At 58.8% G+C, this 26,624-nt stretch carries 24 protein-coding genes; 7 read left to right on the top strand and 17 right to left on the bottom strand.

The window, feature by feature from the left end; translation table 11 throughout:
• Positions 1–2: 2 nt before the first annotated feature.
• Positions 3–992 (bottom strand): adenosine kinase, encoded by a 990-nt coding sequence (locus tag KZZ06_RS05645; RefSeq protein ID WP_219579060.1) that lies wholly within the window; start codon positions 990–992, stop codon positions 3–5.
• Positions 989–1,633 (bottom strand): endonuclease III, encoded by a 645-nt coding sequence (gene nth, locus KZZ06_RS05640; protein WP_219579059.1) that lies wholly within the window; start codon positions 1,631–1,633, stop codon positions 989–991. The genes KZZ06_RS05645 and nth overlap by 4 nt, the downstream gene beginning before the upstream one ends.
• 170 nt (positions 1,634–1,803) lie before the next feature.
• Here nth and KZZ06_RS05635 point away from each other — a divergent pair, with 170 nt between their 5' ends.
• The 4 genes from KZZ06_RS05635 to KZZ06_RS05620 all read left to right on the top strand — a co-directional run bounded on the left by KZZ06_RS05635 (position 1,804) and on the right by KZZ06_RS05620 (position 4,811).
• The gene (locus KZZ06_RS05635) at positions 1,804–2,433 is read left to right on the top strand and encodes a Hint domain-containing protein (protein WP_219579058.1); all 630 of its coding nucleotides are present in this window, start codon (positions 1,804–1,806) and stop codon (positions 2,431–2,433) included.
• Between the two features lie 61 nt (positions 2,434–2,494).
• Positions 2,495–3,370 carry a bifunctional helix-turn-helix domain-containing protein/methylated-DNA--[protein]-cysteine S-methyltransferase gene (locus KZZ06_RS05630; protein ID WP_219579057.1) on the top strand — a complete coding sequence of 292 codons (876 nt, stop codon included), beginning with the start codon at positions 2,495–2,497 and terminating at the stop codon, positions 3,368–3,370.
• A gap of 118 nt (positions 3,371–3,488) precedes the next feature.
• Entirely contained in the window at positions 3,489–4,157 is a 669-nt protein-coding gene (locus tag KZZ06_RS05625) for an OmpA family protein (protein ID WP_219579056.1), read from the top strand.
• A gap of 111 nt (positions 4,158–4,268) precedes the next feature.
• Complete coding sequence (locus KZZ06_RS05620) at positions 4,269–4,811, top strand: NADPH-dependent FMN reductase (protein WP_219579055.1); 543 nt, start codon at positions 4,269–4,271, stop codon at positions 4,809–4,811.
• A gap of 45 nt (positions 4,812–4,856) precedes the next feature.
• Here the strand turns inward: KZZ06_RS05620 and KZZ06_RS05615 are convergent, their stop codons facing one another.
• Positions 4,857–5,888 carry an FAD-binding oxidoreductase gene (locus KZZ06_RS05615; protein ID WP_219579054.1) on the bottom strand — a complete coding sequence of 344 codons (1,032 nt, stop codon included), beginning with the start codon at positions 5,886–5,888 and terminating at the stop codon, positions 4,857–4,859.
• Positions 5,889–5,949: 61 nt separating this feature from the next.
• On the opposite strand from KZZ06_RS05615, the gene mnmD reads away from it, so the two are divergent.
• Together mnmD and KZZ06_RS05605 are read left to right on the top strand one after the other, a co-directional pair.
• Positions 5,950–6,621, top strand: a complete 672-nt coding sequence (gene mnmD, locus KZZ06_RS05610; protein ID WP_219579053.1) for a tRNA (5-methylaminomethyl-2-thiouridine)(34)-methyltransferase MnmD — start codon at positions 5,950–5,952, stop codon at positions 6,619–6,621.
• Positions 6,618–7,517 carry a DMT family transporter gene (locus tag KZZ06_RS05605; protein ID WP_219579052.1) on the top strand — a complete coding sequence of 300 codons (900 nt, stop codon included), beginning with the start codon at positions 6,618–6,620 and terminating at the stop codon, positions 7,515–7,517. The genes mnmD and KZZ06_RS05605 overlap by 4 nt, the downstream gene beginning before the upstream one ends.
• On the opposite strand, the gene KZZ06_RS05600 is transcribed toward KZZ06_RS05605, so the two are convergent.
• Positions 7,482–9,455, bottom strand: a complete 1,974-nt coding sequence (locus tag KZZ06_RS05600) for a lytic transglycosylase domain-containing protein (protein WP_219579051.1) — start codon at positions 9,453–9,455, stop codon at positions 7,482–7,484. The genes KZZ06_RS05605 and KZZ06_RS05600 overlap by 36 nt on opposite strands.
• A gap of 120 nt (positions 9,456–9,575) precedes the next feature.
• On the opposite strand from KZZ06_RS05600, the gene dapA reads away from it, so the two are divergent.
• On the top strand, positions 9,576–10,451 hold the full coding sequence (gene dapA / locus KZZ06_RS05595) for a 4-hydroxy-tetrahydrodipicolinate synthase (RefSeq protein WP_219579050.1): 876 nt from the start codon (positions 9,576–9,578) through the stop codon (positions 10,449–10,451).
• 56 nt (positions 10,452–10,507) lie between these two features.
• Here dapA and KZZ06_RS05590 read toward each other — a convergent pair whose 3' ends face one another.
• The 13 genes from KZZ06_RS05590 to KZZ06_RS05530 form a co-directional block, all read right to left on the bottom strand.
• Positions 10,508–11,380 carry a DmsC/YnfH family molybdoenzyme membrane anchor subunit gene (locus KZZ06_RS05590; protein ID WP_219579049.1) on the bottom strand — a complete coding sequence of 291 codons (873 nt, stop codon included), beginning with the start codon at positions 11,378–11,380 and terminating at the stop codon, positions 10,508–10,510.
• Positions 11,380–12,126 carry a 4Fe-4S dicluster domain-containing protein gene (locus KZZ06_RS05585; protein ID WP_219579048.1) on the bottom strand — a complete coding sequence of 249 codons (747 nt, stop codon included), beginning with the start codon at positions 12,124–12,126 and terminating at the stop codon, positions 11,380–11,382. Before KZZ06_RS05585 ends, KZZ06_RS05590 begins: the two co-directional genes overlap by 1 nt.
• A 76-nt stretch (positions 12,127–12,202) precedes the next feature.
• A complete protein-coding gene (locus tag KZZ06_RS05580) occupies positions 12,203–15,031 on the bottom strand; it encodes a molybdopterin oxidoreductase family protein (protein ID WP_219579047.1) in 2,829 nt (942 codons plus the stop codon).
• A gap of 15 nt (positions 15,032–15,046) precedes the next feature.
• Complete coding sequence (locus KZZ06_RS05575; protein ID WP_219579046.1) at positions 15,047–16,129, bottom strand: acetate/propionate family kinase; 1,083 nt, start codon at positions 16,127–16,129, stop codon at positions 15,047–15,049.
• 3 nt (positions 16,130–16,132) lie between these two features.
• Positions 16,133–17,911, bottom strand: a complete 1,779-nt coding sequence (gene xsc / locus KZZ06_RS05570) for a sulfoacetaldehyde acetyltransferase (protein WP_219579045.1) — start codon at positions 17,909–17,911, stop codon at positions 16,133–16,135.
• A gap of 99 nt (positions 17,912–18,010) precedes the next feature.
• Complete coding sequence (locus tag KZZ06_RS05565) at positions 18,011–19,474, bottom strand: PLP-dependent aminotransferase family protein (RefSeq protein WP_219579044.1); 1,464 nt, start codon at positions 19,472–19,474, stop codon at positions 18,011–18,013.
• Between the two features lie 119 nt (positions 19,475–19,593).
• Positions 19,594–19,851, bottom strand: a complete 258-nt coding sequence (locus KZZ06_RS05560) for a YMGG-like glycine zipper-containing protein (RefSeq protein ID WP_219579043.1) — start codon at positions 19,849–19,851, stop codon at positions 19,594–19,596.
• A gap of 135 nt (positions 19,852–19,986) precedes the next feature.
• Complete coding sequence (locus KZZ06_RS05555) at positions 19,987–21,378, bottom strand: aspartate aminotransferase family protein (protein WP_219579042.1); 1,392 nt, start codon at positions 21,376–21,378, stop codon at positions 19,987–19,989.
• Positions 21,379–21,691: 313 nt separating this feature from the next.
• Positions 21,692–23,866, bottom strand: a complete 2,175-nt coding sequence (locus KZZ06_RS05550) for a DEAD/DEAH box helicase (RefSeq protein WP_219579041.1) — start codon at positions 23,864–23,866, stop codon at positions 21,692–21,694.
• A gap of 282 nt (positions 23,867–24,148) precedes the next feature.
• Positions 24,149–24,766 (bottom strand): CHAP domain-containing protein, encoded by a 618-nt coding sequence (locus tag KZZ06_RS05545; protein WP_219579040.1) that lies wholly within the window; start codon positions 24,764–24,766, stop codon positions 24,149–24,151.
• Positions 24,767–24,902: 136 nt separating this feature from the next.
• Positions 24,903–25,532, bottom strand: a complete 630-nt coding sequence (ureG, locus tag KZZ06_RS05540) for an urease accessory protein UreG (protein WP_219579039.1) — start codon at positions 25,530–25,532, stop codon at positions 24,903–24,905.
• Entirely contained in the window at positions 25,529–26,164 is a 636-nt protein-coding gene (locus KZZ06_RS05535) for an urease accessory protein UreF (RefSeq protein ID WP_219579038.1), read from the bottom strand. Before KZZ06_RS05535 ends, ureG begins: the two co-directional genes overlap by 4 nt.
• Complete coding sequence (locus tag KZZ06_RS05530; protein WP_219579037.1) at positions 26,164–26,616, bottom strand: urease accessory protein UreE; 453 nt, start codon at positions 26,614–26,616, stop codon at positions 26,164–26,166. Before KZZ06_RS05530 ends, KZZ06_RS05535 begins: the two co-directional genes overlap by 1 nt.
• Between the last annotated feature and the right edge of the window lie 8 nt (positions 26,617–26,624).

Genomic DNA, 26,624 nt, shown 5'->3' with positions numbered 1-26,624 from the left:
GATCAAACCAATCCGTGTTCTTTAAAAAGGGTCATGATGTCGGTTTGCGGGCGGGGGCCGACGTGGCTGATCACCTCGGCTGCGCAGATGTGGCCCATCTTGCCGCAGGTTTCCAGATCGCGGCCCGTGGCCATGCCATATAGAAAACCGGCAGCGAATTGATCGCCCGCACCTGTTGCATCTACGGGCGTGACCTTGGTCACGGGTACGTCGACCCGTTCGCCATCGCGGATCAGCGTAACGCCATCGCCCGAACGCGTGCAGACAACCATGGCGCACATCGCGGATGTTTTGGCCAGCGCGTCCTCCAGATCATCGGTTTCGAACAGGGATCTGATCTCGGCTTCGTTGCCGATCACATAATCCAGCTCGTCCGCGATCATGCGCAGGAAATCGTCGCGGTGACGGTCAACGCAGAAAGGATCGGAAATCGCGATGCCAGCCTTGCCGCCCGCTGCGCGGGTCAGACGCGACGCCTCAAGAAAGGCCTGCTTGCCCGGATCCTTGTCGAACAGATACCCCTCGAGGAACATGATCTTGGCCGAGGACGCAACCGCATCGGGCACATCCGCAGGGCCCAGATCGGTCGAGATGCCCAGATAGGTGTTCATCGACCTTTCGCCATCCGGCGACACAAAGATCATCGACCGCGAGGTTGGCAGATAACCGCCCGCGACAGGCGCGTTTACGAAATCAGTGCCGCCGTCGATCATGGATTGCGCATAGAATGTGCCCAGATCATCGTTATTCACACGACCGATAAATGCCGTCGGCAGGCCAAGCGCGCCAATACCGGCAATCGTATTGGCAACTGATCCGCCGGGGGTCTGTATCCGGTCCGCCATCGCGCCGTACAGGTCTTCGGCGCGGTCACGTTCGATCAGTTGCATGATGCCTTTTTCGATGTTCATTTCGCCAAGAAACGCATCATCAGCATGCGAGATTACATCGACAACGGCGTTGCCGATACCAACCACTTCATATTGGGTCATTCAGTTTTGTCCTCGTAGGGGCAGAGATCGCGGATGATGCAGGTTCTGCACTGCGGCTTGCGCGCTTTGCAGTGATAACGACCGTGCAAGATCATCCAGTGATGGGCGTGTAGTTGAAAATCGACGGGAATATTGTCTTCGATGGCGCGTTCAACCGCATCGACCGTTTTACCGGGGCAGATGCGCGTGCGGTTTCCCACGCGAAAGATATGGGTATCGACGGCTTGGGCGGGGTAATGCCACCACATGTTCAACACCACATTGGCTGTTTTGCGTCCAACGCCGGGCAGCGATTGCAGGGCCGCACGGCTGTTTGGCACGACGCCCTCATAGTCATCGACCAAAATCTGGCTCATTTTCATGACGTTTTTGGCCTTTTGGCGGAACAGACCAATGGATTTGATATGATCCGTCAGTTCCTCCAATCCGAGGTCAAGCATCTGCTGTGGCGTCTCGATGATCTGGAACAGGGATTTCGTGGCCTTGTTTACCCCCGCATCGGTTGCCTGCGCGCTTAGCGCCACGGCCACCAGCAAAGTGTATACATTTGTATGATCTAGCTCCCCTTTGGGTTCGGCATCTGCTGCCTGAAACCGGGTAAAGATCTCTCGGATGGTGTGATAATCAAGGGGTTTGGCCATGGGCCTTGGTATGGGGGGATTTTTCAATCAGGGCAAGACTGGGCGCGTTCAAGAATGCGCGTTTACCTAATTTGCACATTCTGTTCGCTAAATTACGCCCACGGGCAATAAGACTAGCCATGTGTAACGGGCGGTAGCACTTGGTAAAATCAGTAAAAAGGGAATGGGTAATGGCAGTGGAAACGATGTTTTCAAAGGTTTCAGGTTTCGGTCCGGGCGCTATGATTATGACATTGGACGGCGAACTGCCAGTGGAATGGCTGGAATCAGGTGATCACGTCATTACCCGTGACCACGGCGCGCAACCGATCCTGGCAATCAAGCGATCACGCGGCATCGGGCCGGATGGTTTGCCATTGGCGTCGCCTGTCCATCTACGCCCCCGAGAAAGCACAGCACCCGAAGGATTGGTCGAACCTTTGCGTCTTTCACCGCATCACAATGTGCTGGTCGCGTCGCATCATGTGGCCCTGCATTTCGGTCATGCCGAAGCAATGGCCGAAATTGGTGCGTTGTCCCGCCGTACCGTGCCGCGCTTTGAAATGGGGGCACCCGCGCTAAGCTATCACCACATTATAACAGAGCATCACGATCTGATCATGACCTGCGGCATCTGGGCCGAAACTACCGGCCGCGAGACGGCTTGGATGTTGGATGTGACCCCTGAATTGCGGCGCGCGAGCAAGGTTTTTGACGGTACCACCGGATCCCCGCGCGTTTGTCTGACCAAAGAAGAGGCGGGCCTTCTGCGTGATCTGCTCAGCCCTGAGGAAAACCTGTTACATCTGCTTGCTGCGTAAAGTTTGCGTTTGGCGCAAGTTTCGGGTCGCTTGAATAGGGCGCAATCCCTAGTTTGGGGGTATGATACAGGATCTTACACCCCCGACTCGTGCCGCTGATGATGGCTATCACTATGGCGTGATGCGCCGTGCGATCGATTTGATCGATGACGCCTCGGACCCTTTGGCGCTGGATCAGATCGCTGGCCAAATGGGGATGAGCGCCCCACATTTCCAGCGTCTCTTTTCCCGCTGGGTGGGGGTGTCGCCGAAACGTTATCAGCAATACCTGATGCTGGATCACGCCAAAGACCTGTTGCGCGACCGCTTTACCACCCTTGGGGCAGCGCATGAACTAGGCCTGTCCGGGTCCGGTCGTCTGCACGATCTGTTCCTAAGATGGGAGGCCATGAGCCCGGGAGAATTCGCCCGCAAAGGTGCAGGGTTGGAGATTTCATGGGGCTGGTTTGATAGCCCCTTTGGCCCTGCGTTGGTGATGGGTACGGATCGGGGGATCTGCGGCCTCGCTTTCTCAGCCGAGACAGGGGAAGCGGAAGCTATGGAAGATTTACGCAGCCGCTGGCCCGGTGCCACCTTTGTCGAGAATCCCGACCTTTTACACGATTGGGTCCAAACCGCGTTTGGGGTGCGGGCGGGTAGCGGCGATAAGGCCCCGATGTATCTGATTGGCGCGCCTTTCCAGATAAAAGTGTGGGAGGCGTTGCTGAGTATTCCGTCGGGCAATGTCACAACCTATTCCGAGATTGCGCAAAACATCGGCACGCCCAAAGCCGTCCGTGCCGTGGGCACTGCCGTCGGGCGCAACCCGATCAGTTGGTTGATCCCATGCCACCGTGCCCTGCGTAAATCAGGTGGTTTGGGTGGCTATCACTGGGGTATTCCCGTTAAACGGGCGCTGCTGGCCTACGAATCCGCCCGCGCGGATGTGGGTACATAGGCGGCTTGGCGCCGACTGCTATGTCAAAATATTTTTCTTGGGAACCAGACTTCGTGTAGGGCGTTAAAGGGTGACATGCCTCGCCCGAACGGGGCCCCAACAAAGGCAGAAAGATACTATGACATTTTCGAAAACCACAATCGCCGTCGCGCTGACCAGTGTATTGGCGCTAAGCGCCTGTGAGCCGGGCCCGATCGGCGGTAACCCGAATGATCCAAACGCTAAAACCCGCAATGGTGCCCTGATCGGCGCAGGCGCAGGTGCCCTGATTGGTGCCTTGTCCAAAGGGGACGGCAACCGTGCAGATGGCGCGTTGGTAGGTGCGTTGGCCGGTGGTGCCATCGGTGCCGGCGTCGGTTATTCGCTGGACAAACAAGAGGCCGAATTGCGCCGCCAGCTGGATAGTGATGTGATCATCACGAACACAGGCGACCGTCTGATTGTGACCCTGCCCCAGGACATTTTGTTCGCAACAGACAGCACAACCGTGCAGTCAGGCATGCAGGATGATCTGGCCGCATTGGCGCGCAACGTGAACATTTACAGCAACTCGACGCTGCAGATTATCGGGCACACCGACAGCGACGGTGATGCGTCCTATAACCAACAACTGTCCGAGGGTCGGTCACGCGCTGTCGCGAATGTGCTGATCAACAATGGCGTTCCCGGGTCGCGTATCCTGTCCGTTGGTCGGGGCGAAAGCCAGCCAGTTGCAAGCAATCTAAGCGCGAGCGGCAAAGCCCAGAACCGCCGGGTAGACATCGTTATTCTGCCCAACGCGTCCTAAGACCGTTCCAAGATTACGTGAACAGAGGCCTCGGTAACCACCGGGGCCTCTTGCTTTTTCGGGCCATTAGAACATTTTGTAATCCAATGTTTATGAAAAAGGATCGCTGGAATGGCCAATTTGAAACTTATCGGATTTTCTGGATCGCTGCGTAAAGGATCGACAAATTCGATGCTCTTGGCCGAGGCTGCCCGTCTTTTTGGTCCCTGCGACTATGTCGAGGCGGATATCCGGTTTCCGCTGTTTGATGCTGACGAGCAAGCGGCGACAGGTGTGCCGGCTTTGGTGCAAAAAGCCGCAGATCAAATTGCCGGCGCTGATGCGATCCTGATTTCGACCGTCGAATATAACAAAGGCCCATCCGGCGTTTTGAAAAACGCGCTCGACTGGATCAGCCGGGTCGAGGGTAATCCCTGGGCCGGTAAGCCATTGGCGGTTATGTCCGCTGCGGCGGGTCGTGCGGGGGGCGAACGCGCGCAGCTGATTTTGCGCAGTTTCATGGTCCCGTTTCGTACGCGCATTTTGCAGGGGCCGGAAATTCATTTGGCCAACAGCTCTAACGCGTTTGATGAGAACGGGCGTTTGACGGGCGAAATCTATGTAAGAGAGCTCACGCAATTGATGGCATCGCTGCGCGCTGAAACCGACCGCTAGAGTATCTGCACGCTGACTGGCCTTAAGCAGGGCGCGGGTCGGTGTCTAAAGGTTGTCTGATACCCGAAACCCGTCGGGTATCGTGTCGCGCCCGTCAAGCAACAGATCGGCCATGACGTCGGCGATCTTTGGGGCCATGCCGAAACCTATTTTGAAACCACCGTTGGCGATAAAATGTCCGGGCTTGTCGGGCCAGGCACCCAGCATCGGTGCGCGGCTGTGACTGCGCGGGCGCAATCCGGCCCAGCGGTCGATGACCGGAGCATTTACCAAAGCGGGCACAGCAGCGCGGGCACGTGTGATAACGTCATCCAACTGCGCATCGGTTTGATCGGGAGCGTCGAAATACCGTTCAGTGGTTGATCCAACGGCGACGGTGCCATCGCTGTGCGGAATGATGTGCACACCATCGGCAAACAGTTGCGGCAATCCGCGCGCGTCATGGGCCAGCAACGCGGCTTGCCCCTTTTCGCCAGCACCGACAACGCGGTCATATGTGGCTGACATCTCTTGCAACCCTGCCACGCCCGTCGCCCATAAAACCTGCCCCTGATCGTCGCCTTCGGTCTGCACCGTGACGCCCTTTGCCTGCAAGGCGGTCACCAATGCGGTACAGGCCTGGCGCGGGTGTATTAGCGCGCTGAGGCTGTCATAGATCAACCAACCCGTCGGGCTTACGGGTTCCCAATCGGCACCCGTGGCCTGAACGACTTGCCATACAGCGTTGTCGTGCCAGAAATCTTGTGCCGCTTCGGCACGGCGCTGCGCCAGTTCCACACCACGGTCGTTCATGATCGGCTGCAAGCGACCCTTGCGCGCATAGCCTGATTGGGCACCACCTATCGTCTCGATCTCGCGCCAGAAGGTTTCGGCCATCAAAAGGCTGTCCAACTGAAACGCTTTCTTTGCGCTCCATTTTTCGGGCACATGCGGGGCCAGCGCACCGACGATTCCGCCGCTGGCACCGGATGCCGCGCCAAACGGGTCGATGATTTGAACGGTCGCGCCACGCGCGATGCAGGCCCAAGCCACCGACAGGCCAAAAATCCCTGCGCCCCGTATCGTGATTTCGACCATTGCTAATCCTTGCCCTTTTTGCTCAGTGTTTTCAAAAGTCCCGATAACACAAGGCCGCCCCATGGAGAACCAGACAGCTGATATCGAATGGAAAGAAAGCGGCGTTCCGGTGTCGACCAAATTCGATGATCCCTATTTCAGCCTTGACGACGGTGTCGCTGAAACCCGCCATGTATTTTTGCAAGGTAATGATCTGCCCCGCCGGTTCCGTGACGGGTTTCGCGTGGGCGAATTGGGGTTCGGCACGGGCCTGAATCTGTTGGTGGTCTGGGATGCGTGGGTGCAGTCGGGCCAGCGCGGCACGCTGAATTTCACCTCGTTCGAGGCCTATCCGATGTCGCGCGAAGACATGGCGCAGGCGCACCAGACCTTTCCCGATTTTGATGGCAAGCGCGACGCCTTGCTGAACGCTTGGGCACCCGAAGGTGGTGAAATGTCATTTCCGGGGCTTGAGGTGAATGTGATCATTGGCGACGCGCGCCAGACTGTACCGCGTTGGCACGGCTTGGCCGATGCGTGGTTTCTTGATGGGTTTTCGCCCGCCAAAAACCCCGAGCTGTGGGAGCCTGACTTGCTAAGCGATATATACCGGCACACAGGGCCGTTCGGCACTGCGGCAACATATACGGCGGCAGGTGCGGTCAGGCGGGCGCTGGAAACGGCGGGTTTCGCGGTGCAACGCACCCAAGGTTATGGCCGTAAACGTCACATGACACAGGCGGTGCGCACATGAGCCGCGCGACCAACAAAGCGGCAGCATTGGCCCAGTCAAACAACATTCCGCTGGGCATCACCTTGATGGTGCTGACGACCTTTGTGTTCGCTGTTCAGGACGGGCTGTCGCGGCATTTGGCGTCTGAATACAACGTGTTGATGGTTGTCATGATCCGCTATTGGTTCTTTGCTGCCTTTGTGATCGCGATTGCCAAGCGCAACGCTGGTGGCCTGCGGGCTGCGGCCAAGACCAGCCAACCCGTCTTGCAAGCCATTCGCGGGCTGCTGTTGGCAGCCGAGATTTGCGTGATGATCGTCGCATTCACCATCCTTGGGTTGGTCGAAAGCCATGCGGTCTTTACCTGTTACCCCTTGCTGGTGGCCGCATTGTCTGGCCCCGTCTTGGGCGAAAGCGTTGGCTGGCGGCGTTGGTCTGCGATTGGTGTCGGGTTCATCGGCGTTTTGATCATTCTGCAACCCGGCATGAATGTCTTTAATCCTGCCGCAGTCATCCCGTTGGTCGCGGCGGCCATGTTCGCCGTCTATGGTTTGTTGACCCGCTATGTGGGCCGCAAAGATAAAACCGCAACCAGCTTTTTCTGGACCGGGGTCACGGGATCAATCGCGATGACAGCGGCGGGGATCTGGTTCTGGGAACCGATGATCGCAACCGACTGGATATTCATGGGCTGCCTGTGCATCACCGGCGTCACGGGCCATTGGTTGCTTATCCGTTGTTACGAGGTCGCGGCGGCCAGTGCAGTTCAGCCCTTTGCCTATCTGCAACTGGTATTTGCCAGCATCATCGGCATCAGCATTTTTGGCGAAGATGTGCGTGCCAACGTCGCTATAGGTGCGGCCTTGATCGTCGCCGCTGGCCTATTCACCTTTTGGCGTGAAAGACAGCAGCGTTGATCCGATCAGTTCTTCGGTAAAGGGGCGCGGCAAGGGGTTTTTGCCAAGCCGTGCGCGATAGACCGGCAGGCTTTCGGTGACCCGCATGACATAGTTCTGGGTTTCGCGGAACGGGATCATCTCGATCCAGTCGACGATATCAATGTCGCCTTCACGCGGGTCGCCATAACTGTCCATCCAGCGGGCGGGGCGTGTGGGGCCGGCGTTATAGGCGGCTGACACCATAACGACATTGCCGTTAAACCGCCCGGCCATTTGCGACAGGTATTCCGATCCCAGTCGGGCGTTGTAATCGGGGTCGGCGGTCAGCCGGTCGGTTGTATGCAAATCGCTGATCCCCAGATCACGCGCCACATCATCAGCGGTGCCCGGCATCAATTGCATCAATCCGCGCGCGCCAACATGGCTGCGCACGACGGGGTCAAATTCGCTTTCGCGTCGGGCGATTGCCAGCACCATTTCGGGGGCCATGTTCAGGTCCAGCTTGATCGCGGAATGCAGCGGGTAATAGGGCGCGGCGATGGTAATGCCCCGCTGCGCAACCCGCTTGCCGATCATCACTGCCAGATGGGGCTGTTTCATATCAATCGCGGCTTGGCCCAGCATGGCGGCGTCATCCTCGATCAACTGCTCTGCCAGATGGGTCCAGAACCGCTCTGCCACGCTCAGTTCTCCCGAGGCTTGCAGCAACATTCCTGCCTGAAACAACGGCGCGCGGGCCAATGCGGAGCTGCGCCAATCCTGTGTCGGTTGTTCCCCTGCCAATGTCTGATCAAAGGGCAGCCCGCCGCGTTCCGCCGCCAGCAGCCCATAGAAGGACGACTGGAATTTCGCCCCTTGGGCATAGGCCTTGGCGGCACCTTCCGTATCACCCAGGGCCTGCAAGGCGCGCCCCTGCCAATAGCCTGCGCGCCCCTGACTGATCGGGGATTCGACGGCACCGTCATGTGCCTTGAAATGGGTCAGGGCGCGCTTTGGATCCTTGAGGAACCGCAGCGCGATATAACCAGACAGCCATTCGAGATCGGCAAAGTTCGATCCGCCCTCAAGAAAATGTTGCGATGCCATTTGGTAGGCGCGTTTTGGGTTGCCATTGCGCATTTCATCGCGTGCCAGCGCACGGCGACGGTTGGCCCACGCCTCTGGCTGGCCAAGGGCGTCTGCGCTGATGGATTGGGACAGCAGCAAATCCTTGGCGCTGTCTTCGAACCCTTTGCGGATACGCCATTCAAACCGGTCTTTTTGCAGACCCGCATCGCCGCCCATACTGGCAGGCAGGGCATTGATCAATTCATTCACGTCGCTCTTGCGGTTTTGCAGGGCAATGCGCGTTTCAGCCAGCGCCTTGTCCGCGTCGCCGACCAGATTGAACATTTGTCTGGCCCCAGCGTGATCGCTTTGCCACAACAGTTCATCCAGACGGGCGGCGTGATGAGGTTTTAGCAAACGGTCGTGGGCGGCGATAAACAGGGCCTGCGACACGGCATCCATCGGCATTGTGCGCCACGCCAGAACCAGCCGCGCGTCGGCTTCACCTGAACGCCCCGCGTTCTTGAGGGCGGTCGCATACCCAAGCACCCCGATGGGCGTTTGTGGGGGCCTTCCCTCAAAGAACTCCAGCACAGCCGCGTCACCATGGGCAATCACGGCGTCTTCGGACTTCATGCGCAGATAGGGTTCTCCGGGCCAGTCGGGGCGGCGTTGTAGAAATGCCATTACATCGTCATAGGTTCCCAGCCCTGCGCGCAGGCGGTGCCATTCGACGACATCTTGGGCCACGGTGCCATCACGCTGGGCGATCCGTTTTGCATTGTCCCAATTGCCCGCGCGTACTGCATCCATTGCCCAACCCAAGGGGCGCGGGCGTTCAGCCTGTGCAGGCAAAGCAAGGGCGAATAGCAGTATCAGCGTCAGAGCGGCGCGTGTCATCTCTTGCATTTCCTAGTGATCAAAGGCTACAGCCTTGCAACATACTGTAAGGCGGGTGGGTTTCAACTCACGTTGCCGCCAATCAGCAATCGGGCGCCTGCCCAGCAACGCAAGAAAAGGAGCGTGCATATGTTACAAGGTTCTCTGCCTGCACTCGTCACGCCGTTTATGAACGGCGCGCTGGATTTGGACACGCTCAAGAAACTGGTTGAGTGGCACATTGCCGAAGGATCGAACGGGCTGGTCCCGGTTGGGACCACTGGTGAATCGCCCACGCTGACCCATGCCGAACATGAAACCGTTGTCGCCGAAGTGGTTAAGGCCGCTGCCGGACGCATCCCTGTTGTCGCAGGGGCGGGATCGAACAACACGATCGAAAGCATTCGTTTGGCCAAGCACGCCGAAAGCGTGGGGGCCGATGCGGTGCTGGTTGTAACCCCCTATTACAACAAGCCGACCCAAGCAGGGTTGATCGCGCATTTCACCGCGATCCACGAAGCCTGCGGTCTGCCGATTATCATCTATAACATCCCCGGCCGTTCCGTTGTGGATATGATGCCCGCGACCATGGCCGAGCTGGCCAAGTTGCCGCGCATCGTAGGTGTCAAGGATGCAACCGGTGATCTGGCGCGGGTCTGCGATCAGCGGATGCTGTGCGGGCCAGAGTTCATCCAGCTTTCGGGCGAAGATGCCACAGCACACGGGTTTAATGCCCAAGGCGGCGTTGGATGTATTTCGGTGACTGCGAATGTTGCGCCCAAACTGCTAAGTCAGATGCAAGCGCATTGCCTTGCCGGTGATTATGCGGCTGCACTGGCCATTCAGGACAAACTGATGCCCCTGCACAAGGCGATCTTTACCGAGCCGGGTTTGGTTGGCGTGAAATATGCGATGGCCCAGCTGGGTCTGTGTTCGGATGAGGTGCGTTTGCCGCTGGTGCCCCTGACGGACGGGACCAAGGCATTGGTAAATGCCGGTCTGCGTCACGCTGGTTTGCTGAACTAAATCACGCACATTTTTTGATGGCGGCGTAAGGTGAAAACCCACCTTGCACCGCCATTTTAACGTTTGCCGTAGTACAATCCGACGACATGTTCGGCTTGGGCAAAGAACAGCCAGCGTGCTGTCAGAACACCTGCCACATGGGCAAGAACAGCCAACCCGCCAGCGGCATGTGAAAACGGGACCAGCAGCAGGATGAGGGGCAACACGCATATCAGCAGCAGCGCGATAACCCGCAGCTTGAAGGCGTGTTTGCGTCCGATCACATAGACAAATTCACGCAGCAGATAGTTGGTGCCGGTATGGGGCGGCTCGAACGCGCGCACCGATCCGATCTGACCCAACTGGGTGGCCGTGGCGAGGGTAGTGCCAGATGCCGCAAAGCGTGTATCGCCGATGATCCACGTGGCAAATTGAACAGCACCCGCCATCAGGATGAGCCAAAGCGCCCAGGTCACTTGGCCCGCAAGCAACGCACCGCCGGCAACGGACAGCGACAGAAAGTTCAATGGCGTCAGCGGCATGTTCCACCGTGGTACGGTTTTGAGCTGTGCGTAGATCATCGAGGTGGTGAAAACGGTGCCCAGCGATAGCAGGCCCCCGAGAACGCCAATGATGCGCCAGTGCTGGTCAAGAAATACCGCCCCGGCCCCGTAAACGGCCATCAGGAGCAAAGCCGCCACTGCGCAGATCGCCTCGCGGCTGAGCCAGCTGGTTTTCAATTGGCTGAACGCCTTGAGCGCGCGTTCGGGGCGGCCCAGATGGAATGTGGACGCAATAAGCCCGCCGACGGCCAGCACATAGGCAATGGCGAAAAAGACAAAAGCCACGACGCCTGTGGGAGAGGGCCATCCTAACCCCAGCCAGAACAACAAGCCGAACCCAAGCCCGGAAAATACGCTGAAGAAGATTACAGAGGGTGCAGGGTGCATCAGATTTTATCCAATGTGCGGTCAAGCCAGCCAAGGAAGCCCTTAGGCTCTTGATCTATCGGGGCCAGAAAGGGGGCGAGCACGTCGATTTCAGGCATTTGGTCTTTGGGGCGGGGCGGGAGGTACTTGTTCACCGGCTTGGTGCCTTGTTCGGGCATCAGATCAACGCCGCCGCGCGCGACAACCAATTGGCTGACATCGCTGTCGGGGTCGCCCAGATCACCGAAATGCCGCGCGCCCGACGGGCAGGTCCGCACGCAGGCTGGAATACGGTCTTCCTCGGGCAGGTTATCGTTATAGATGCGGTCGACGCAAAGGGTACATTTTTTCATCACGCCCGCCGCTTGGTCCAGTTCGCGTGCGCCGTAAGGGCAGGCCCACGCGCACAACCCGCAACCGATGCAGTCGGATTCGTTGACTAACACGATCCCGTCCTCGGCGCGTTTGTAGCTGGCACCGGTCGGGCAGACGGTGACGCAGGGCGCGTCTTCGCAGTGCAGGCAGGATTTGGGAAAGTGGAACAGCTGCGCGGGGCCTGTATCAGGCTGGACTTCGTAACTGTGCACGCGGTTCAGGAAGGTGCCAGACGGGTCCGCGCCGTAAGCATCCTGATCCGACAGCGGCGCGCCATAGTTTTCAGTGTTCCACCCTTTGCAAGAAATCACGCAGGCGTGGCAGCCGACACAGGTATCCAGGTCGATCACGAGGCCGAGCTTTTTCTGTGTGGCTTGTGGCAGTTCGGTCATGTGCGGTCTGCTTTGCTGATGTCGGAGTGGGGGCCAGCCCCCATACCCCCGGGATATTTTCGAGCCAGAGAAGGGGCTATCTGGATTTCCAAGCGAGGTTTTTCGGTGCGGCGGCGACGGGCGATTTTTGCTTGGGGGTGGTTGGTTTGGATTCTGTCTGGGCGGGGGATTTCTCGATTTTGACTTTGAGGTCGAACCAAGCAGCCTGGCCTGTGATCGGGTCAGCGTTGGACCAGCGCAGGCCGTCGCCCTTGGGGGGGAGGAGTTCATGGATCAGGTGATTGAGCAGGAAGCCTTTGGTTGCTTCGGGGGCGGCATCGTCCAGCGCCCAAGCGCCCTTGCGTTTGCCGATGGCGTTCCATGTCCAGACGGTGTTTTCATTCAGGGAGGCCATTTCCATAACCGGAACCGTGATTTCGCCATGGGGGGACGTAACGCGGGCCCAGTCGCCGTCTTGCAAGTCGTTTGCGCGCATCAGTTTGGTCGGCAGGTAGAGCGGGTTATGACCGTGGATCTGGCGGAGCCATGCGTTTTGACTGCCCCAGCTGTGGTACATCGCCATGGGGCGCTGGGTGAGCGCGGTGATCGTGAAGCCGTCGTTGCCCTGTTGGTCGGTTTCGTACCAGATTGGCAGGGGGGACATCGTGTGTTTGATACGGTCGCGCAAATGGTCGGGGGGCTGACGGTCGCCGTGGCCTTCGGCAGCAAGCTGAAAGCGGCGCATCGGTTCAGCGTAGAGGGAAAACAGGTACGGTTGGGGCGCATCATATAGGCCCGTTTCTACGGCCCAGTCTTGATAGGCGTTGTTCCATGGTTTGTAGTACTGTGCGCCGTCGGGGATGTGGTGTGTAAAGAAACCACCGTTCTGGATATAGCGGTTCAGTTGATCGGGGTTCGCCGCGCCGCGCCCTGCCTGAGTGCCATCCGCGCCACGAAAGCCCGCCAACGGGCCGATGCCGGGGCGGCGTTCGTGGTTTGTGATATAGTCTGCATAGTCCGCGTATTTCTGGCCGCCTGTATCGTCGACAAAGCCGGGCAGGCCAAGCCGCGCACCAAGATCACAGAGCACTGATTGAAAACCGCGCACATCGCGGTCAGGTTCCACCACCGGCCAGCGGATTGCATCGGCGGCGGCGTCAGCCTCGCAAATCGGGCGGTCCAGCAGGCTGATGCAGTCGTGGCGTTCCAGATAGGTGGTGTCGGGCAGGATCAGGTCGGCAAAGGCAACCATCTCGGAGGAATAGGCATCGGAATAGATGATGCGCGGGATCACATAATCGCCGTTTGTGTCCTTGTCGGTCAGCATCTTCATCACGCCGCCGGTGTTCATCGATGAATTCCACGACATATTGGCCATGTACATGAACAGCGTGTCGATCTTGTAGGGATCACCTGCATGGGCGTTCGAGATCACCATATGCATCAGGCCATGGGCGCTCATCGGGTTTTCCCAGGTGAATGCCTTGTCGATGCGCGCCGGGGTGCCGTCGTTTTTTAGCGCCAGATCGGCGGGCCCTTGGACGAACCCCAGATGCGGGCCGTCCAGCGGTTTACCGGGTGTTACGCCGCAATGGGGTTTGGGGTGTGCGGTTGCCGGCTTGGGATAAGGTGGTTTGAAACGAAAGCCGCCGGGGACCTCTACCGTGCCGAGGATGATCTGGAGGGTATGCAGGGCGCGGCAGGTCTGGAACCCGTTGGCATGGGCCGAGATGCCGCGCATGGCGTGGAATGACACGGGGCGGCCCGTCATGGTTTTGTGAACATCGCCGCGGAAATCAGTCCATTCGTGGTCCAGCTCGAATGCCTCGTCAAAGGCGACGCGGGCGATCTCAGTTGCAATGGCGCGGATGCGCGGGGCAGGGATACCGCAGCGGTCGGCGACATCTTCGGGGGCGTAATCGTCGGTCAGGTATTTTTCGGCCATGTGGTGAAAGACCGGGCGGTGGGTGATGTCGCCGATAATATGGGTGGCTGACAGATCAGGTCGGACGCCGGGTTGGTCGAAGGCGGTAAGCTTGCCCGTCTTGCGGCAGATCACCTGTTGCTTGCCGTTCTTGTCGCGCAGGAACAGGCCGAATTCGGGCGACCCAGGGTCACCGTTTACCAGTGCGGGGGCATCGGTGAACCGCGCGAGATAGTCGAGGTCAATGCGCCCAGCCTTCATCAGGCAGTGGATCATCGACAGGATGAACAGCCCGTCGGTGCCCGGCGTAATGCCGACCCAATCGTCGGCCACGGCGTTATAGCCGGTGCGGATCGGGTTCACCCCAATGACCCGCGCGCCGCGTGCTTTGATCTTGCCGATACCCATCTTGATCGGGTTGCTGTCATGGTCTTCGGCGACGCCAAACAGCATGAACAGTTTGGTATGGTCCCAATCGGGCTGGCCGAATTCCCAGAACGCGCCGCCCATCGTGTAGATGCCAGCGGCGGCCATGTTGACCGAACAAAATCCGCCATGTGCGGCATAGTTGGGCGTGCCAAAGTTTTGCGCCCAATATGAGGTGAAGCTTTGCGATTGATCGCGGCCTGTGAAAAACGCCAGCTTCTCGGGGGCATTGGCACGTATGGGGGCCAACCAATCGGTGGCGATTTGCAGTGCCTCTTCCCATTCGATTTCCTCGAACTCGCCCGATCCACGTTCGCCCACTCGTTTCAGGGGCTTGCGCAGTCTGGCCGGGGCGTTGTGTTGCATGATGCCCGCGCTGCCCTTGGCACATAGCACGCCTTTGTTGATGGGGTGGTCGCGATTGCCCTCGATATAGGCGACCTTCATGTCGCCGTCGGCGTTGGTTTTCATATGCACATTGATGCCGCAGCGGCAGGCGCACATATAGCAGGTGGTTTTGCGAATTTCGTCCGAAACGGGCGGGCTAAGGTCAAGAACGGGTTGCTTCGGCGTCATCCTTGCTCTCTTTTCTTAGGCGTTCAGCAGGGCGCTGGCTTCGCGGGCGATCTGAATTTCTTCCTGTGCTGCCACGGTATAGCTGGGAAAGTTTCCCATCCACGAAAGCTTGTCAAGAATGCCGTTCCTAATCGGTTCGGAGTTTTCGCCGATACCGCCGGTAAATGCCACAGCATCCAGCCCGCCCATGGCGGCGATCATCGACCCGGCCTGACGGCCGGCCCAATAGCAGAAATGATCGATGGCAAATCGGGCATTGGGGCTGGTGCTGTTTTCGAGGCTGCGCATGTCAGAGCTGATGCCGGATAGCCCCAGAAGGCCGGATTGATGATGCAACAGCGTTTCGGTTTCATCGAGCCCAAGCTGGCGGACAAGGCGCAAGACGGCACCGGCGTCGATCTCGCCCACGCGGGTGCCCATGGTAAGGCCCGAGAGCGGCGAGTAGCCCATCGTCGTGGCCACGCTTTGCCCGTCAAGGATCGCGCAAAGCGACGCGCCGTTGCCAAGGTGGCAAGCCAGCAATCGTTTCGGCAGTGTGATGCTTTGCTGGGGTAGGGCGCGGACGAGGGCGGCATAGCTGGTCCCGTGAAAGCCGTAGCGTTGCAGATCCGTCAGATCGGCGCGATCGGGCAGCGCATAGCGGCGGGCGATATCGGGGATCGTGGCGTGAAACGCCGTGTCAAAACTGGCGCATTGTGGCAAGTCGGGCGCAAGGGCGGCTACCGCGTCAATTGCAGCCAGATGATGCGGGTTGTGCAGTGGGGCAAGCGGAATGCAATCAGCAATGGCTTGGCGGATTTCGGGCGTGATGCGGCAGGGGGCCGTTAGCGTGATGCCGCCATGAACGACGCGGTGCGCCGCTGCACGCAGCGAGGTGACAGCGATACCTTGCTGTGACAGCGCATCAAAGATCGCTGCAAGGGCTGCGGCATTGTCGGGCAGGTCTGCAGTGCGTGCCGTGGCTCCGATTTTCATAGTTCCCGTGCCGCCAACGCCTGTCGCCTCGACCCGAAGAACTTCGGTCAGATGGTCGTCAAACAGGGCCGTCTTGATCGACGACGACCCTGCATTGATCACAAGGATATGGCTGTCCGGCACGCGCTAGACCGTCTGGGGGCGCATGTCGTCTTTGCTGATGCCCGCGACCGAGACGGGTTTTTTCATCGCATCGCGGCGGAAGGGTTCGCCCAACTCTTGGTTGATCATCGCCTCGATCAGGGTGGTTTTGCCGTGGTTCATCTGGTCGTCGATGGCCTTGTTCAGCGCGGCGGTCAGTTCGTCCATATTGCGGGCGATTACACCTTGTAGGCCGCAAGACTGCGCGATCCCAGCATAGGATACATCTTCGTCCAGCTCGGTCCCGACAAAGTTGTCATCGAACCACAGGGTCGAGTTGCGCTTTTCAGCACCCCATTGGTAGTTGCGGAAGACCACTTGGGTCACCGCTGGCCATTCGCCACGCCCGATGGCGGTCAGTTCATTGACCGAAATGCCAAAGGCACCATCGCCGGCAAAGCCCACGACGGGCACATCACGGCAGCCGATCTTGGCCCCCACAATGGCAGGCAGGCCGTAACCGCAGGGGCCAAACAGACCGGGTGCCAGATATTTGCGGCCCTCGTCAAACGACGGATAGGCGTTGCCGATGGCGCAGTTATTACCGATGTCGGACGAGATGATCGCGTTGGCGGGCAGCGCGGATTGGATCGCGCGCCATGCCATGCGGGGGCTCATCCAGTCGGGTTTGTCGGCGCGGGCGCGTTCGTTCCAGCTGGTGCCCGGATCGTCGTCCTCGTGGTCCATACCAGACAGTTGCTGCGCCCATTTCGATTTGGTCTCGCCAATGGTGGCTTTGCGGTCCTCGCGTCCTTCGTCGCCGGCGGTGCCAGATAGACTGGCCAGCAGCGCGTTGGCGACTTTGGTCGCGTCGCCAACGATACCAACGCTGACCTTTTTGGTCAGGCCGATACGGTCGGGGTTGATGTCGACCTGAATGATCTTGGCGTCTTTGGGCCAGTAGTCGATGCCATAACCGGGCAGGGTCGAAAACGGATTCAACCGCGTACCAAGGGCCAGCACCACATCTGCCTTCGCGATCAGCTCCATCCCTGCTTTGGACCCGTTATACCCCAACGGCCCCGCAAACAGCGGATGCCCGCCGGGAAAGGCGTCGTTGTGCTGGTAGCCAACGCAAACGGGCGCGGACAGACGTTCGGCCAGCAGTTTGCTTGCCTCGATCCCGCCTTTTGCCAGCACCACACCAGCGCCATTCAGGATCACGGGAAACTTGGCGTCCGATAGCAAGGCCGCGGCCTTGGCGATGGCTTCTTCACCACCTGAGGGGCGCTCGAACGCGACAATTTCGGGCAGCTCGATGTCGATCACTTGGGTCCAGAAATCACGCGGCACGTTGATTTGCGCAGGGGCAGAGGCACGTTTGGCCTGCATGATGACGCGGTTCAGGGTTTCCGCGATGCGCGACGGGTCGCGGACCTCTTCTTGATAGGCGACGCAATCGGCGAACAGGTTCATCTGCTCCATCTCTTGGAAACCGCCTTGGCCTATGGTCTTGTTCGCGGCTTGGGGCGTGACCAAAAGGCAGGGCGTGTGGTTCCAATAGGCGGTTTTCACAGCCGTCACAAAATTGGTGATGCCGGGGCCGTTTTGCGCGATCATCATCGACATTTTGCCGGTTGCACGGGTGAAACCGTCAGCCATCATGCCGGCGCTGCCTTCGTGGGCGCAGTCCCAGAATGTGATGCCCGCGTCGGGGAAAATATCAGAAATCGGCATCATCGCGGACCCGATGATACCAAACGCATTGTCGATGCCATGCATCTGAAGGGTTTTCACAAAGGCTTCTTCGGTGGTCATCTTCATGTCAGGGGGCATCCTTGGAGGTGATTTTGAGTTGGAGGCACACTAGGGCCTGGGGGAGGTACGGGTTAGGGCCAGCAGGGGGCGCTGGATAAGGCCAGTTTAGCCCATACGATGAATTTCCTGGGCGACATGGGCGATGCCCGCCGCGATCTGGGTCGACGGGATCGATGAATAGGCCAGCCGGTAATAGTTTTGCGGCGGGGCGTCACCATTGAAAAACGGCGTACCCGGTTCGATCAACACGGATTTCGCCCGCAACCGCATGGCCAGATCGTCGGTGCAGATGTGATCGGGCGCGCGCATCCAGAATGACGACCCGCCATAGGCTCCACGCCCGGCGATTTGCAGCCCGTTTGCCTTGATCGCGTCCTCCATCACGGTGCGACGGCCGTGCAAGGTATTGCTCATCCGGCGCACCAGCGCGTCGTAATGGCCCAGCGACAGGAAATAGGCGGCTGTGCGCTGGATATGTCCCGGCGGGTGCCGCAAGACAGATGCGCGCAGGGCGCGTGCCTCGCGGATGAACGGCTCGGACCCGACCAGATAACCAAGGCGCAGACCGGGAAACAGCGATTTCGAAAAGCTGCCCACATAGATCACACGCCCATCCTGATCGAGCGATTTGAGCGAGGGCGAAGGGGATTTCAGAAACGACATCTCGAATTCGTAATCATCTTCGACGATCAGCGCGTCCAAGGCACGGGCGCGGTCCAGCAAGGCGCGCCGCCGCGCCATCGGCATGGTCGCCGTCGTGGGGCATTGGTGGCTGGGGGTCGTGAATATGACATCGGTATCGTCGGGGATCGCATCGGGGATCAGCCCTTCTTGATCCACCTGCACGGGTGACACATGGCAACGCGATTGCGTCAATATATCCTGAAGCGCCGGGTAACAGGGGTCTTCAAGTGCGGCGCGCCGTCGTTGGGTCAATAGAACCTGCGCCGTCAACCATAGGGCATTCTGCGCCCCCAGCGTGATCAGTATCTGTTCGGGACGGGCCGAGATTCCCCTGCGGGGCAGGGAATGGCGTGCAATGAATTCGATCAGTTTGGGGTCGTCCTGATCATAGTAATCTGTCGTTAGTGCCGTAAAATCGCGTTGGCCCAAAGCCTGTAGCGCGCAAAGTCGCCAATTCGCGTGATCAAATAGTGATGGGTCCGCTTGGCCATAAATGAATGGATAGCGGTATTTGCCCCAGTCTTGCGGCTTGACCGGCGTGACGCCCCCACTAAACCGCTGCCCGATTGCGCGTGCCCAATCGACGGCGTCGGGGGTGTTTTCGGCGGGGGTGAATTGTGGCGGGGCTGGCGCGTTTTCCGAAACGTAATAGCCCGACCGCCCTTTGGAGGTCAGATAGTCATTCGCCAGCAGCTCGGTATAGGCGATTGTCACCGTAATACGGCTGATCCCAAGATGCCGTGCCAGACTGCGGGTGGAGGGTAGTTTTTCACCGGTGCTAAAGCGCCCGGTCAAAATCCCTTGGGCGATCATCTGCTGTATCTGCTGTTGCAGAGTACCCTCTGCATCAGGGTGCAGAAAAAATGTTTCAACAGGAAGCGCCATAGCGCCAACCTAAGCTGGACCTAGGCGCGGTGCAATCTGGCATTATGATGTGGCGCTACGAAAAAGGCCCCGGCGAATGCCGAGGCCTGATTATATGTCGGTTTGTTAAGCGGCAACGCTTATGGGCAAGGAGCCGTATAACGTTGACCGGCGGAGTTTTGATAAACGCACTCACCGGTCGTGCTGCGGCCGATATATGCGCCAGCAGCTGCACCAGCCAAGCCACCCAAGACAGCACCCTTGGCACGGTCACTGTCGTTGGAAACTACGGCACCCAAAGCGGCACCAGCGGCGGCACCGGTCAAGGCAGACTGATTTTGCGTGTCACATGCGGCAACTGCACCCAGCAGTGGCAGAATCAACAGAAACTTTTTCATGGTATTCTCCAAGTTGTGTTCCTTAGATAACGCAGTATGGCGGAAATAGTTCCAGCGTATTTTTGGCATCGGCAAGAAATGGCTGAGCCTGCATGCGCCGCGCGGCATGCAGGCGTCGCTGATTACAACGTGATTTTACCCGAAAACACGGCCCATCGCATTATCTACCGCCGTGATGATTTCATCGATATCATCTTTCTTGGCGATCAGGGCAGGGCTGAAGCACAATGTGTTGTTCTTGCCGGGCAAGGACCGGTTGGTGGCCCCGATAATGACACCTTGGGCCATACAATCGGCAACGACCGCTTGAACGATTTTCTCGGCAACGGGCGCGCGGGTGTTGCGGTCTTCGACCAGCTCTGCACCCAGGAACAAACCTTTGCCGCGTACTTGGCCGATGACCGAATACTTGTCCGACAGCTCTTCCAGCTGCTCGAGCATATAGTTGCCCATGTTTGTAGTGTTCTGCAGCAGGTTTTCGCGTTCAATAATCGCCATGTTTTCGATGCCCGCAGTGGGGCCAGCCGTGCAGCCGCCAAAGGTAGAAATATCGCGGAAATAGTTCATCGGGTCGGCGGCATCGTCCTTGAACATGTTGAACACCTCTTCGGTGGTCACAAGGCAGGCGATGGCGGCATAGCCCGAGGCGACACCTTTGGCCATCGTCACCATATCGGGTTTAATGCCGTAATGCTGATAGCCGAACCATTCGCCGGTGCGCCCAACGCCGCAGACGACTTCGTCGATGTGCAGCAGGATGTCATATTTGCGGCAGATTTCCTGCACGCGCTCCCAATAGCCATCAGGCGGGGTGATCACGCCGCCGCCAGCGGTCACGGGTTCAAGGCACAGCCCGCCAACAGTATCGGGACCTTCGGCAAGAATGACCTTTTCGATCTGATCGGCAGCCCACACGCCGTAGTTCTCGTCGGGCGCGCCTTCCTGTTCGAATTTGCGATACTCAAGGCAATGGGGCACGCGCACGAAGCCGTCTGTGAAGGGGCCGTATTGTGCATTGCGTTCGTCCTGACCGCCCGCCGACAAACAGGCAATGGTCGTGCCGTGATAGTCGCGGTCGCGGTACAGGATCTTGTGTTTCTTGCCGCCATAGCGCTTGTGCGCGATCTGGCGCACCATCTTAAAGCCCTTCTCGTTCGCTTCTGAACCTGAGTTGCAATAGTATACCCGGCTCATCCCCGGCATTTTTTCGATCAGCTTTTCGGCAAAGATCGACCCCGGGATCGACCCGGCAGAACCGGCAAAATAGTTCAGTTTGATGAGTTGGTCGCGCACCGCGTTGGCAATGCTTTCGCGGCCATAGCCGACGTTGACGGTCCACACACCACCCGACACGGCATCCAGATGCTCTTTGCCTTTTTGGTCCCAGACGCGCATGCCCTTGCCTTCGACAATGATGCGGGGGTCTGTGGTTTCATAGGGTTTATGCTGGCTTAGGTGATGCCAGATATGGGCGCGGTCGGCCTCGACAATACGGGAGATGTCGTTCTCATTGAATGTACCGTCCATTGACTGACCTTTCGAATATGAGGATGGGTGAGGGCGTGGTTACACAGCCTAGCTTGATATCACATCATCGCAAATGGGAAGGGCGCAGTAGGGCCAGTCGACACCTATCTTTAGGTCCAAATGATAAAGGGACATGAGGTTTTCAAAAACATCAGCCGCCCGGTGTCGTTTTCTTTTAAAGAAAACGGTTCGGAATTTTTGAAAAATTCCGGCCGGTTTTTCCGGGCGTTGTCTGAAGTATTGGTGCCTTCAGTCCGGTGCTGAAGGCTGTATGTGCAAAGCACGCGGCGTGAACCGCGTGCTTTGATATCACTTACTTGGGACGGAAGCTGCTTTTGGGGCGTTTAGGCGCACCTTCGCCGCCTTTTGGTCGGCCTGCGGGTTTGCCGCCTTTTGGTTTGCCGCCAGCCTGACCCAGCTTGTTCGGTGGCACAAAACGCTTTGATGGATCAGTGGCGCGTGTGTTGAACGGCTTGTCCCCAGTTGGTTTCGCATCACCGCGGGGGGCGTCGGACTTCTCTTTTTTCCAGACCGCTTTGGCCTTTGGCTTGCCCGCGGGCTTGTCAAAAGCGTCGGGCTTTGGATTCGACTTTGGTTTGGGCGCTGCCCCCGGTTTCATGGGGCTGCGTTCCGTCTTGTGCGACTTTGGCGGGCGTTCGCCCTTGGGTGCGCGCGGTTTGTCGAACTTGGGTTTGTCGCCGCGTGGTTTATCACCTTGGGGCTTTGGGCCACGTGGCTTTTCACTGAACGCGACTGGAGCTTCGGCTGTCTCGGCGCGGGGTTTTCGCGGGGCGCGTGGGGCATCAGGATCATAGGCCGGGCGCGGGGCGCGCTCAGCGCGGGGGCCGCGGTCAGGCTTGGGACCCCGATCAGGCTTTGGCCCGCGGCCGCCGGGTTTCGGCCCGCGCGACAGGTCAGGTGCCTTGTCAAGCTTGGTGACGATTGCGCCGTCTTCGACTTTCATATCGGGGCCAAGCGCATTGGTGAATTTCGCCTCAGACTTGGCTAGGATTTCGACGAAGGTATGGCTGGGCTGTACGCGGATCGCGCCCACGTCATCCTTGGTCAGATCGCCCATGCGGCAAATCATCGGCAGGATGGTGCGTGGTTCGGCGTCTTGGTTGCGCCCGACAGAAATCGAGAACCAGACAGAAGGGCCAAAATCGCCACGTGGTTTTTCATCGGCGGGTGTACCGGGTTCGGCCAGCTGTTCTGGCGCGGACTGACGGGCACGGTAGAGGTTCACAAAAGCCGTTGCCAGTTGTTCGGCGCTGAACTGTTCGACCAGATTGGCAACAAAGCCTGCCGCATCATCGGGGATCGGATCCGACCAAGCTGGATCGGCCAGCAAGCGTTTCTCGTCTTCGGCGTTGACCTCTTCGGCCGAGGGCGGGTTCGCCCATTCGACTTTCAGCTTGGCACCACCGATCAGGCGGTTGGCTTTGCTGCGCAGTTTAGCAGGTACGATCAGGGCAGACACACCTTTGCGTCCCGCGCGGCCGGTCCGGCCAGAGCGGTGCAGCAGCGTGTCGGAGTTGGATGGCAGATCGGCGTGGATAACCAGTTCGAGGTTGGGCAAATCGATCCCACGTGCCGCAACATCCGTCGCGATACACACGCGGGCGCGGCCATCGCGCAGCGCCTGCAATGCGTTCGTACGTTCGGATTGCGACAGCTCGCCCGACAGCGCCACGACCGAGAAACCACGGTTCGTGAACCGTGTGGTCAGGCGCGCAACGGCAGCGCGGGTGTTACAGAAGACGATGGCGTTCTTGGCCTCGTAGAACCGCAACACGTTGATGATCGCGTTTTCCGTATCGCGCGGGTGCACGGTCAGGGCGCGGTATTCGATATCGGTGTGCTGCTTGGCCTCGCCGATGGTTTCAACGCGCTGTGCGTTGCGCTGGTAGGATTTCGCCAGCTTGGCAATCGCCGCAGGGACGGTCGCAGAGAACAGCAAGGTGCGGCGTTCTTCGGGGGCTTCCGAAAGAATGAACTCAAGCTCGTCGCGGAACCCGAGATCCAGCATTTCGTCGGCTTCGTCCAGCACCACGGCGCGGATGTCCGACAGGTTGATGTTGTTACGTTTGATGTGGTCGCACAACCGGCCCGGTGTGGCGACAACAACATGTGCGCCGCGGTCCAGTGCACGGCGTTCTGTGCGCGTGTCCATGCCGCCCACACAGGTGGTGACGACAGCGCCGGCCGGGCCGTATAGCCACGTCAGTTCGCGGCTGACCTGCATGGCCAGTTCGCGGGTGGGCGCAATGATCAGCGCAAGGGGTGCGCCCGCATGGCCGAATTTCTCGGAATCGCCAAGCAAGGTTGGCGCGATCGCCAGGCCAAAACCAACGGTCTTGCCTGATCCGGTTTGTGCGGATACCAAGAGGTCAGCGTCGGCAAGGGCCGGATCTGTGACCGCCTGTTGTACGGGTGTGAGCGTTTCATAGCCTTGTTTGGCAAGCGCGTCTGCGATGGTTTGGATCAACGGTAAGTCCTGACTGAATAAAAAGGGCGGCAAAAATGCGCGCGGCACGGCAATGGCGCGCACGCCAGCCGAGTGTTGCCGCCGTCCCTAATCGCTTGTGGCCAGAATGTACATGACTTTGTCGAAAGCGATTAATTATAGGCTTGGTTTGGCTTTTCAGTTTTAGTGTCGTGTCGTTTCGAATTGTGGGGGGGGCGATGAGATTGATCTGATCAAAACCCAATTGCGCCCGGCATGAACTGCGTAACGCCCCGGTGCCATGCCGGGGCATCACGATTTTCACTAGGGTTTAGCGGCGGTGTCCATGAACGCGAATGTCGGATTGGATGCGGCATGGGTATTTGGGTGAAGTTTGTTGTCCGGGTAGATGAAACCATTGATAGGATAGCCCCTACCATATGTACCTGGTTGGCTTTCTAGGCGCACATTGGACCAGTCGTTGCGTGGCGATACGTCAATGACGCTCATCTGAAGGGAGATTTTGTTACGTTCCCAATTCGCGTGATCGACCAGAACTTCGCGCGGAGACACCACTTTGGACACCACCGCAACATGGCCCATCGGGTTACGGTTGGTTCCCTTGAATGCCATCACAGCACCGGCTGTTGGTTCCTTGCCGCGCGTATATTGGCCCTTGGCTTGGCTCCACCAGGTATTCGCATTGCCGCGGATATTCACACCGCTGGCGTTACGCGCAAAAGGTACGCACCAAACGCGGCGGCCTTGTGACTGCAAGGCGCGCACTTCGCGAATCGCCATGGCGTGTAGCTCGGGGTTGATGTCTGCCGACGAAAGTGTCCGCAGCCCTGACGGCGATTGCGCACAACCCGCTGCGAAAAGTAGCCCCAAACATAGAAATGGAATGCTGATTTTTGTCGATAAGGCGTGTTTCACGCTCATTTTTTGCTGCCCTCAATGGTTGCCTATCCGTGCTTCACTGTCCGGGCGAAGCACGGCGGAGCTTTGACGATTTCAGGTAAAAATCAAAGCGCTCTGTTAACCAACGGCAGGAATCCGCCAGTTTTATTACAAATGTTCAATCAGCGGGAACCGGCTGTAAGCCACCAATCTGTATGATCAAATCCAGAACGTCGGCGACACCTTGATCGGTTTTCATCGCGGCAAACACAAACGGGCGGTCGCCGCGCATCCGTTTTGCATCACGGTCCATCACGTCCAGCGATGCCCCGACATAGGGTGCGAGGTCTGTTTTATTGATGATCAGGATGTCCGACTTGGTGATCGCAGGGCCGCCCTTGCGAGGGATTTCTTCGCCTGCGGCGACATCGATGACATATAAAGTGATGTCGGCCAGTTCGGGGCTAAAGGTGGCAGACAGGTTATCGCCGCCCGATTCAATCAATATGCAATCCAGATCAGAATGACGTTCCTGCATCCGCGCCACAGCGGCCAAATTGATCGAAGCATCCTCGCGAATTGCGGTGTGGGGGCAGCCGCCGGTTTCGACCCCGATGATTCTGTCTTGGGGCAGCACCTGCATCCGCATCAGGGCTTCGGCGTCTTCTTGGGTATAGATGTCATTGGTGATCACAGCGATAGACCAGCGGTCGCGCATGGCCCGACACAGGGCGGCCGTCAGCGTGGTTTTGCCCGCGCCCACAGGGCCACCAATTCCGATCCGCAAAGGGCCATGGGGTGAGGTCATGTTTGGAACATCCTTGAGTAAAGCGTTTCGTGTCGCATCGACGCAATGTCGGCCAGAAAACAGGCGCTGCCGATGTCGTCGATGGTTTGGGTCAGGGCGGTTTCAACCGTTTGCTGGCACAGCGGGGCAAGGACAGTGATCACCCGCTGCCCGTCGGTTTGGCCCAAAGGCACAGCGCGGATGGCGGCAGAGACAAGGGCACTGACAAAGGCGTGCAGGAACATTTGCGCGGCGTCTTTCACCGGCAAGCCTTGGGCCGCACAGGCCGCACCGAAAGCCACAGGCAGCGTCAGATCGGGCAAGCCATGCCCCCAGACGTCATTCACCACCCGCACAAAGGCCGCACCTTGTTGTGTGGTCTCGGACAGCCGCTCTGATGACGGGGCAAGGGCGCGCGCCAGCGCATCAACGTCTGCCAATCCCTCGCCCTGAAAGCCAGCGTTGAGTAGAATCGCATCGGTTCGTCCTGCACCGTGGGCGATGATATCGCCCAGCCACGCTTGCAGCGAAGCCGCATCATGGATCGTGCCATCATGCACAGCCATCTCGAGCCCGTGACTATAGCTGAAAGCGCCAACCGGAAAGCTGGGCGACAGCCATTGCGCCAAGGTGATGAGCGATTGCGTTTGCATCAATGGGCGTGGCTGTGTGTGCGCCCGTGACCATAGGCACCGCCTTCGGGGATGAAGGGTTCAGACACATCACGCAGGGTCGCACCCAGCTTGCCCAGCATGTCGCGGATCACGTGGTCGTTCTGGATCAGCAGGCGCGTCGGTTCGACCTGACAGGGGCAATGGCGGTTGCCGATATGCCACGCCAGCCGCACCAGATCTTCGCCTGTGATCTCAAGCAAGGCTTCCTCGGCGGCGATGACTTCGATCAGCTTCCCGTCTTCCAGTTGGAACGCATCCCCGTGGTTGAGCGATTCCGTATGCGGCAGGTCAACAAGGAACCCTTGGTTATGGGCGGTCAGCAGGCGTTTGCGGCGCAGGAACCGTTCATCATAGGTCAACACACAGCTGTCATGGGCATCATCCCAGTGGCCGCTGCGTTTGATCGTGTGGGCGGGCGTAAGGTCGGTCATATCGGGCC

The sequence above is a fragment of the Sulfitobacter sp. CW3 genome (genome assembly GCF_019392245.1).
Taxonomy (GTDB): Bacteria; Pseudomonadota; Alphaproteobacteria; order Rhodobacterales; family Rhodobacteraceae; genus Sulfitobacter.
The sequence above is the reverse complement of the archived record's forward strand: the minus strand, read 5'-3'. Positions and strand labels throughout refer to the sequence as shown.

Coding starts and splice junctions, on each gene's coding strand:
- nth (WP_219579059.1), bottom strand. CDS start 1,633: ATGGCCAAACCCCTTGATTATCACACCATCCGAGAGATCTTTACCCGG.
- KZZ06_RS05530 (WP_219579037.1), bottom strand. CDS start 26,616: ATGACCGACCTTACGCCCGCCCACACGATCAAACGCAGCGGCCACTGG.
- ureG (WP_219579039.1), bottom strand. CDS start 25,532: ATGACCTCACCCCATGGCCCTTTGCGGATCGGAATTGGTGGCCCTGTG.
- mnmD (WP_219579053.1), top strand. CDS start 5,950: ATGGAGAACCAGACAGCTGATATCGAATGGAAAGAAAGCGGCGTTCCG.
- KZZ06_RS05645 (WP_219579060.1), bottom strand. CDS start 992: ATGACCCAATATGAAGTGGTTGGTATCGGCAACGCCGTTGTCGATGTA.
- KZZ06_RS05545 (WP_219579040.1), bottom strand. CDS start 24,766: ATGAGCGTGAAACACGCCTTATCGACAAAAATCAGCATTCCATTTCTA.
- KZZ06_RS05535 (WP_219579038.1), bottom strand. CDS start 26,164: ATGCAAACGCAATCGCTCATCACCTTGGCGCAATGGCTGTCGCCCAGC.
- KZZ06_RS05590 (WP_219579049.1), bottom strand. CDS start 11,380: ATGCACCCTGCACCCTCTGTAATCTTCTTCAGCGTATTTTCCGGGCTT.
- KZZ06_RS05580 (WP_219579047.1), bottom strand. CDS start 15,031: ATGACGCCGAAGCAACCCGTTCTTGACCTTAGCCCGCCCGTTTCGGAC.
- KZZ06_RS05605 (WP_219579052.1), top strand. CDS start 6,618: ATGAGCCGCGCGACCAACAAAGCGGCAGCATTGGCCCAGTCAAACAAC.
- KZZ06_RS05565 (WP_219579044.1), bottom strand. CDS start 19,474: ATGGCGCTTCCTGTTGAAACATTTTTTCTGCACCCTGATGCAGAGGGT.
- dapA (WP_219579050.1), top strand. CDS start 9,576: ATGTTACAAGGTTCTCTGCCTGCACTCGTCACGCCGTTTATGAACGGC.
- xsc (WP_219579045.1), bottom strand. CDS start 17,911: ATGAAGATGACCACCGAAGAAGCCTTTGTGAAAACCCTTCAGATGCAT.
- KZZ06_RS05635 (WP_219579058.1), top strand. CDS start 1,804: ATGGCAGTGGAAACGATGTTTTCAAAGGTTTCAGGTTTCGGTCCGGGC.
- KZZ06_RS05585 (WP_219579048.1), bottom strand. CDS start 12,126: ATGACCGAACTGCCACAAGCCACACAGAAAAAGCTCGGCCTCGTGATC.
- KZZ06_RS05630 (WP_219579057.1), top strand. CDS start 2,495: ATGATACAGGATCTTACACCCCCGACTCGTGCCGCTGATGATGGCTAT.
- KZZ06_RS05615 (WP_219579054.1), bottom strand. CDS start 5,888: ATGGTCGAAATCACGATACGGGGCGCAGGGATTTTTGGCCTGTCGGTG.
- KZZ06_RS05555 (WP_219579042.1), bottom strand. CDS start 21,378: ATGGACGGTACATTCAATGAGAACGACATCTCCCGTATTGTCGAGGCC.
- KZZ06_RS05625 (WP_219579056.1), top strand. CDS start 3,489: ATGACATTTTCGAAAACCACAATCGCCGTCGCGCTGACCAGTGTATTG.
- KZZ06_RS05620 (WP_219579055.1), top strand. CDS start 4,269: ATGGCCAATTTGAAACTTATCGGATTTTCTGGATCGCTGCGTAAAGGA.
- KZZ06_RS05560 (WP_219579043.1), bottom strand. CDS start 19,851: ATGAAAAAGTTTCTGTTGATTCTGCCACTGCTGGGTGCAGTTGCCGCA.
- KZZ06_RS05600 (WP_219579051.1), bottom strand. CDS start 9,455: ATGCAAGAGATGACACGCGCCGCTCTGACGCTGATACTGCTATTCGCC.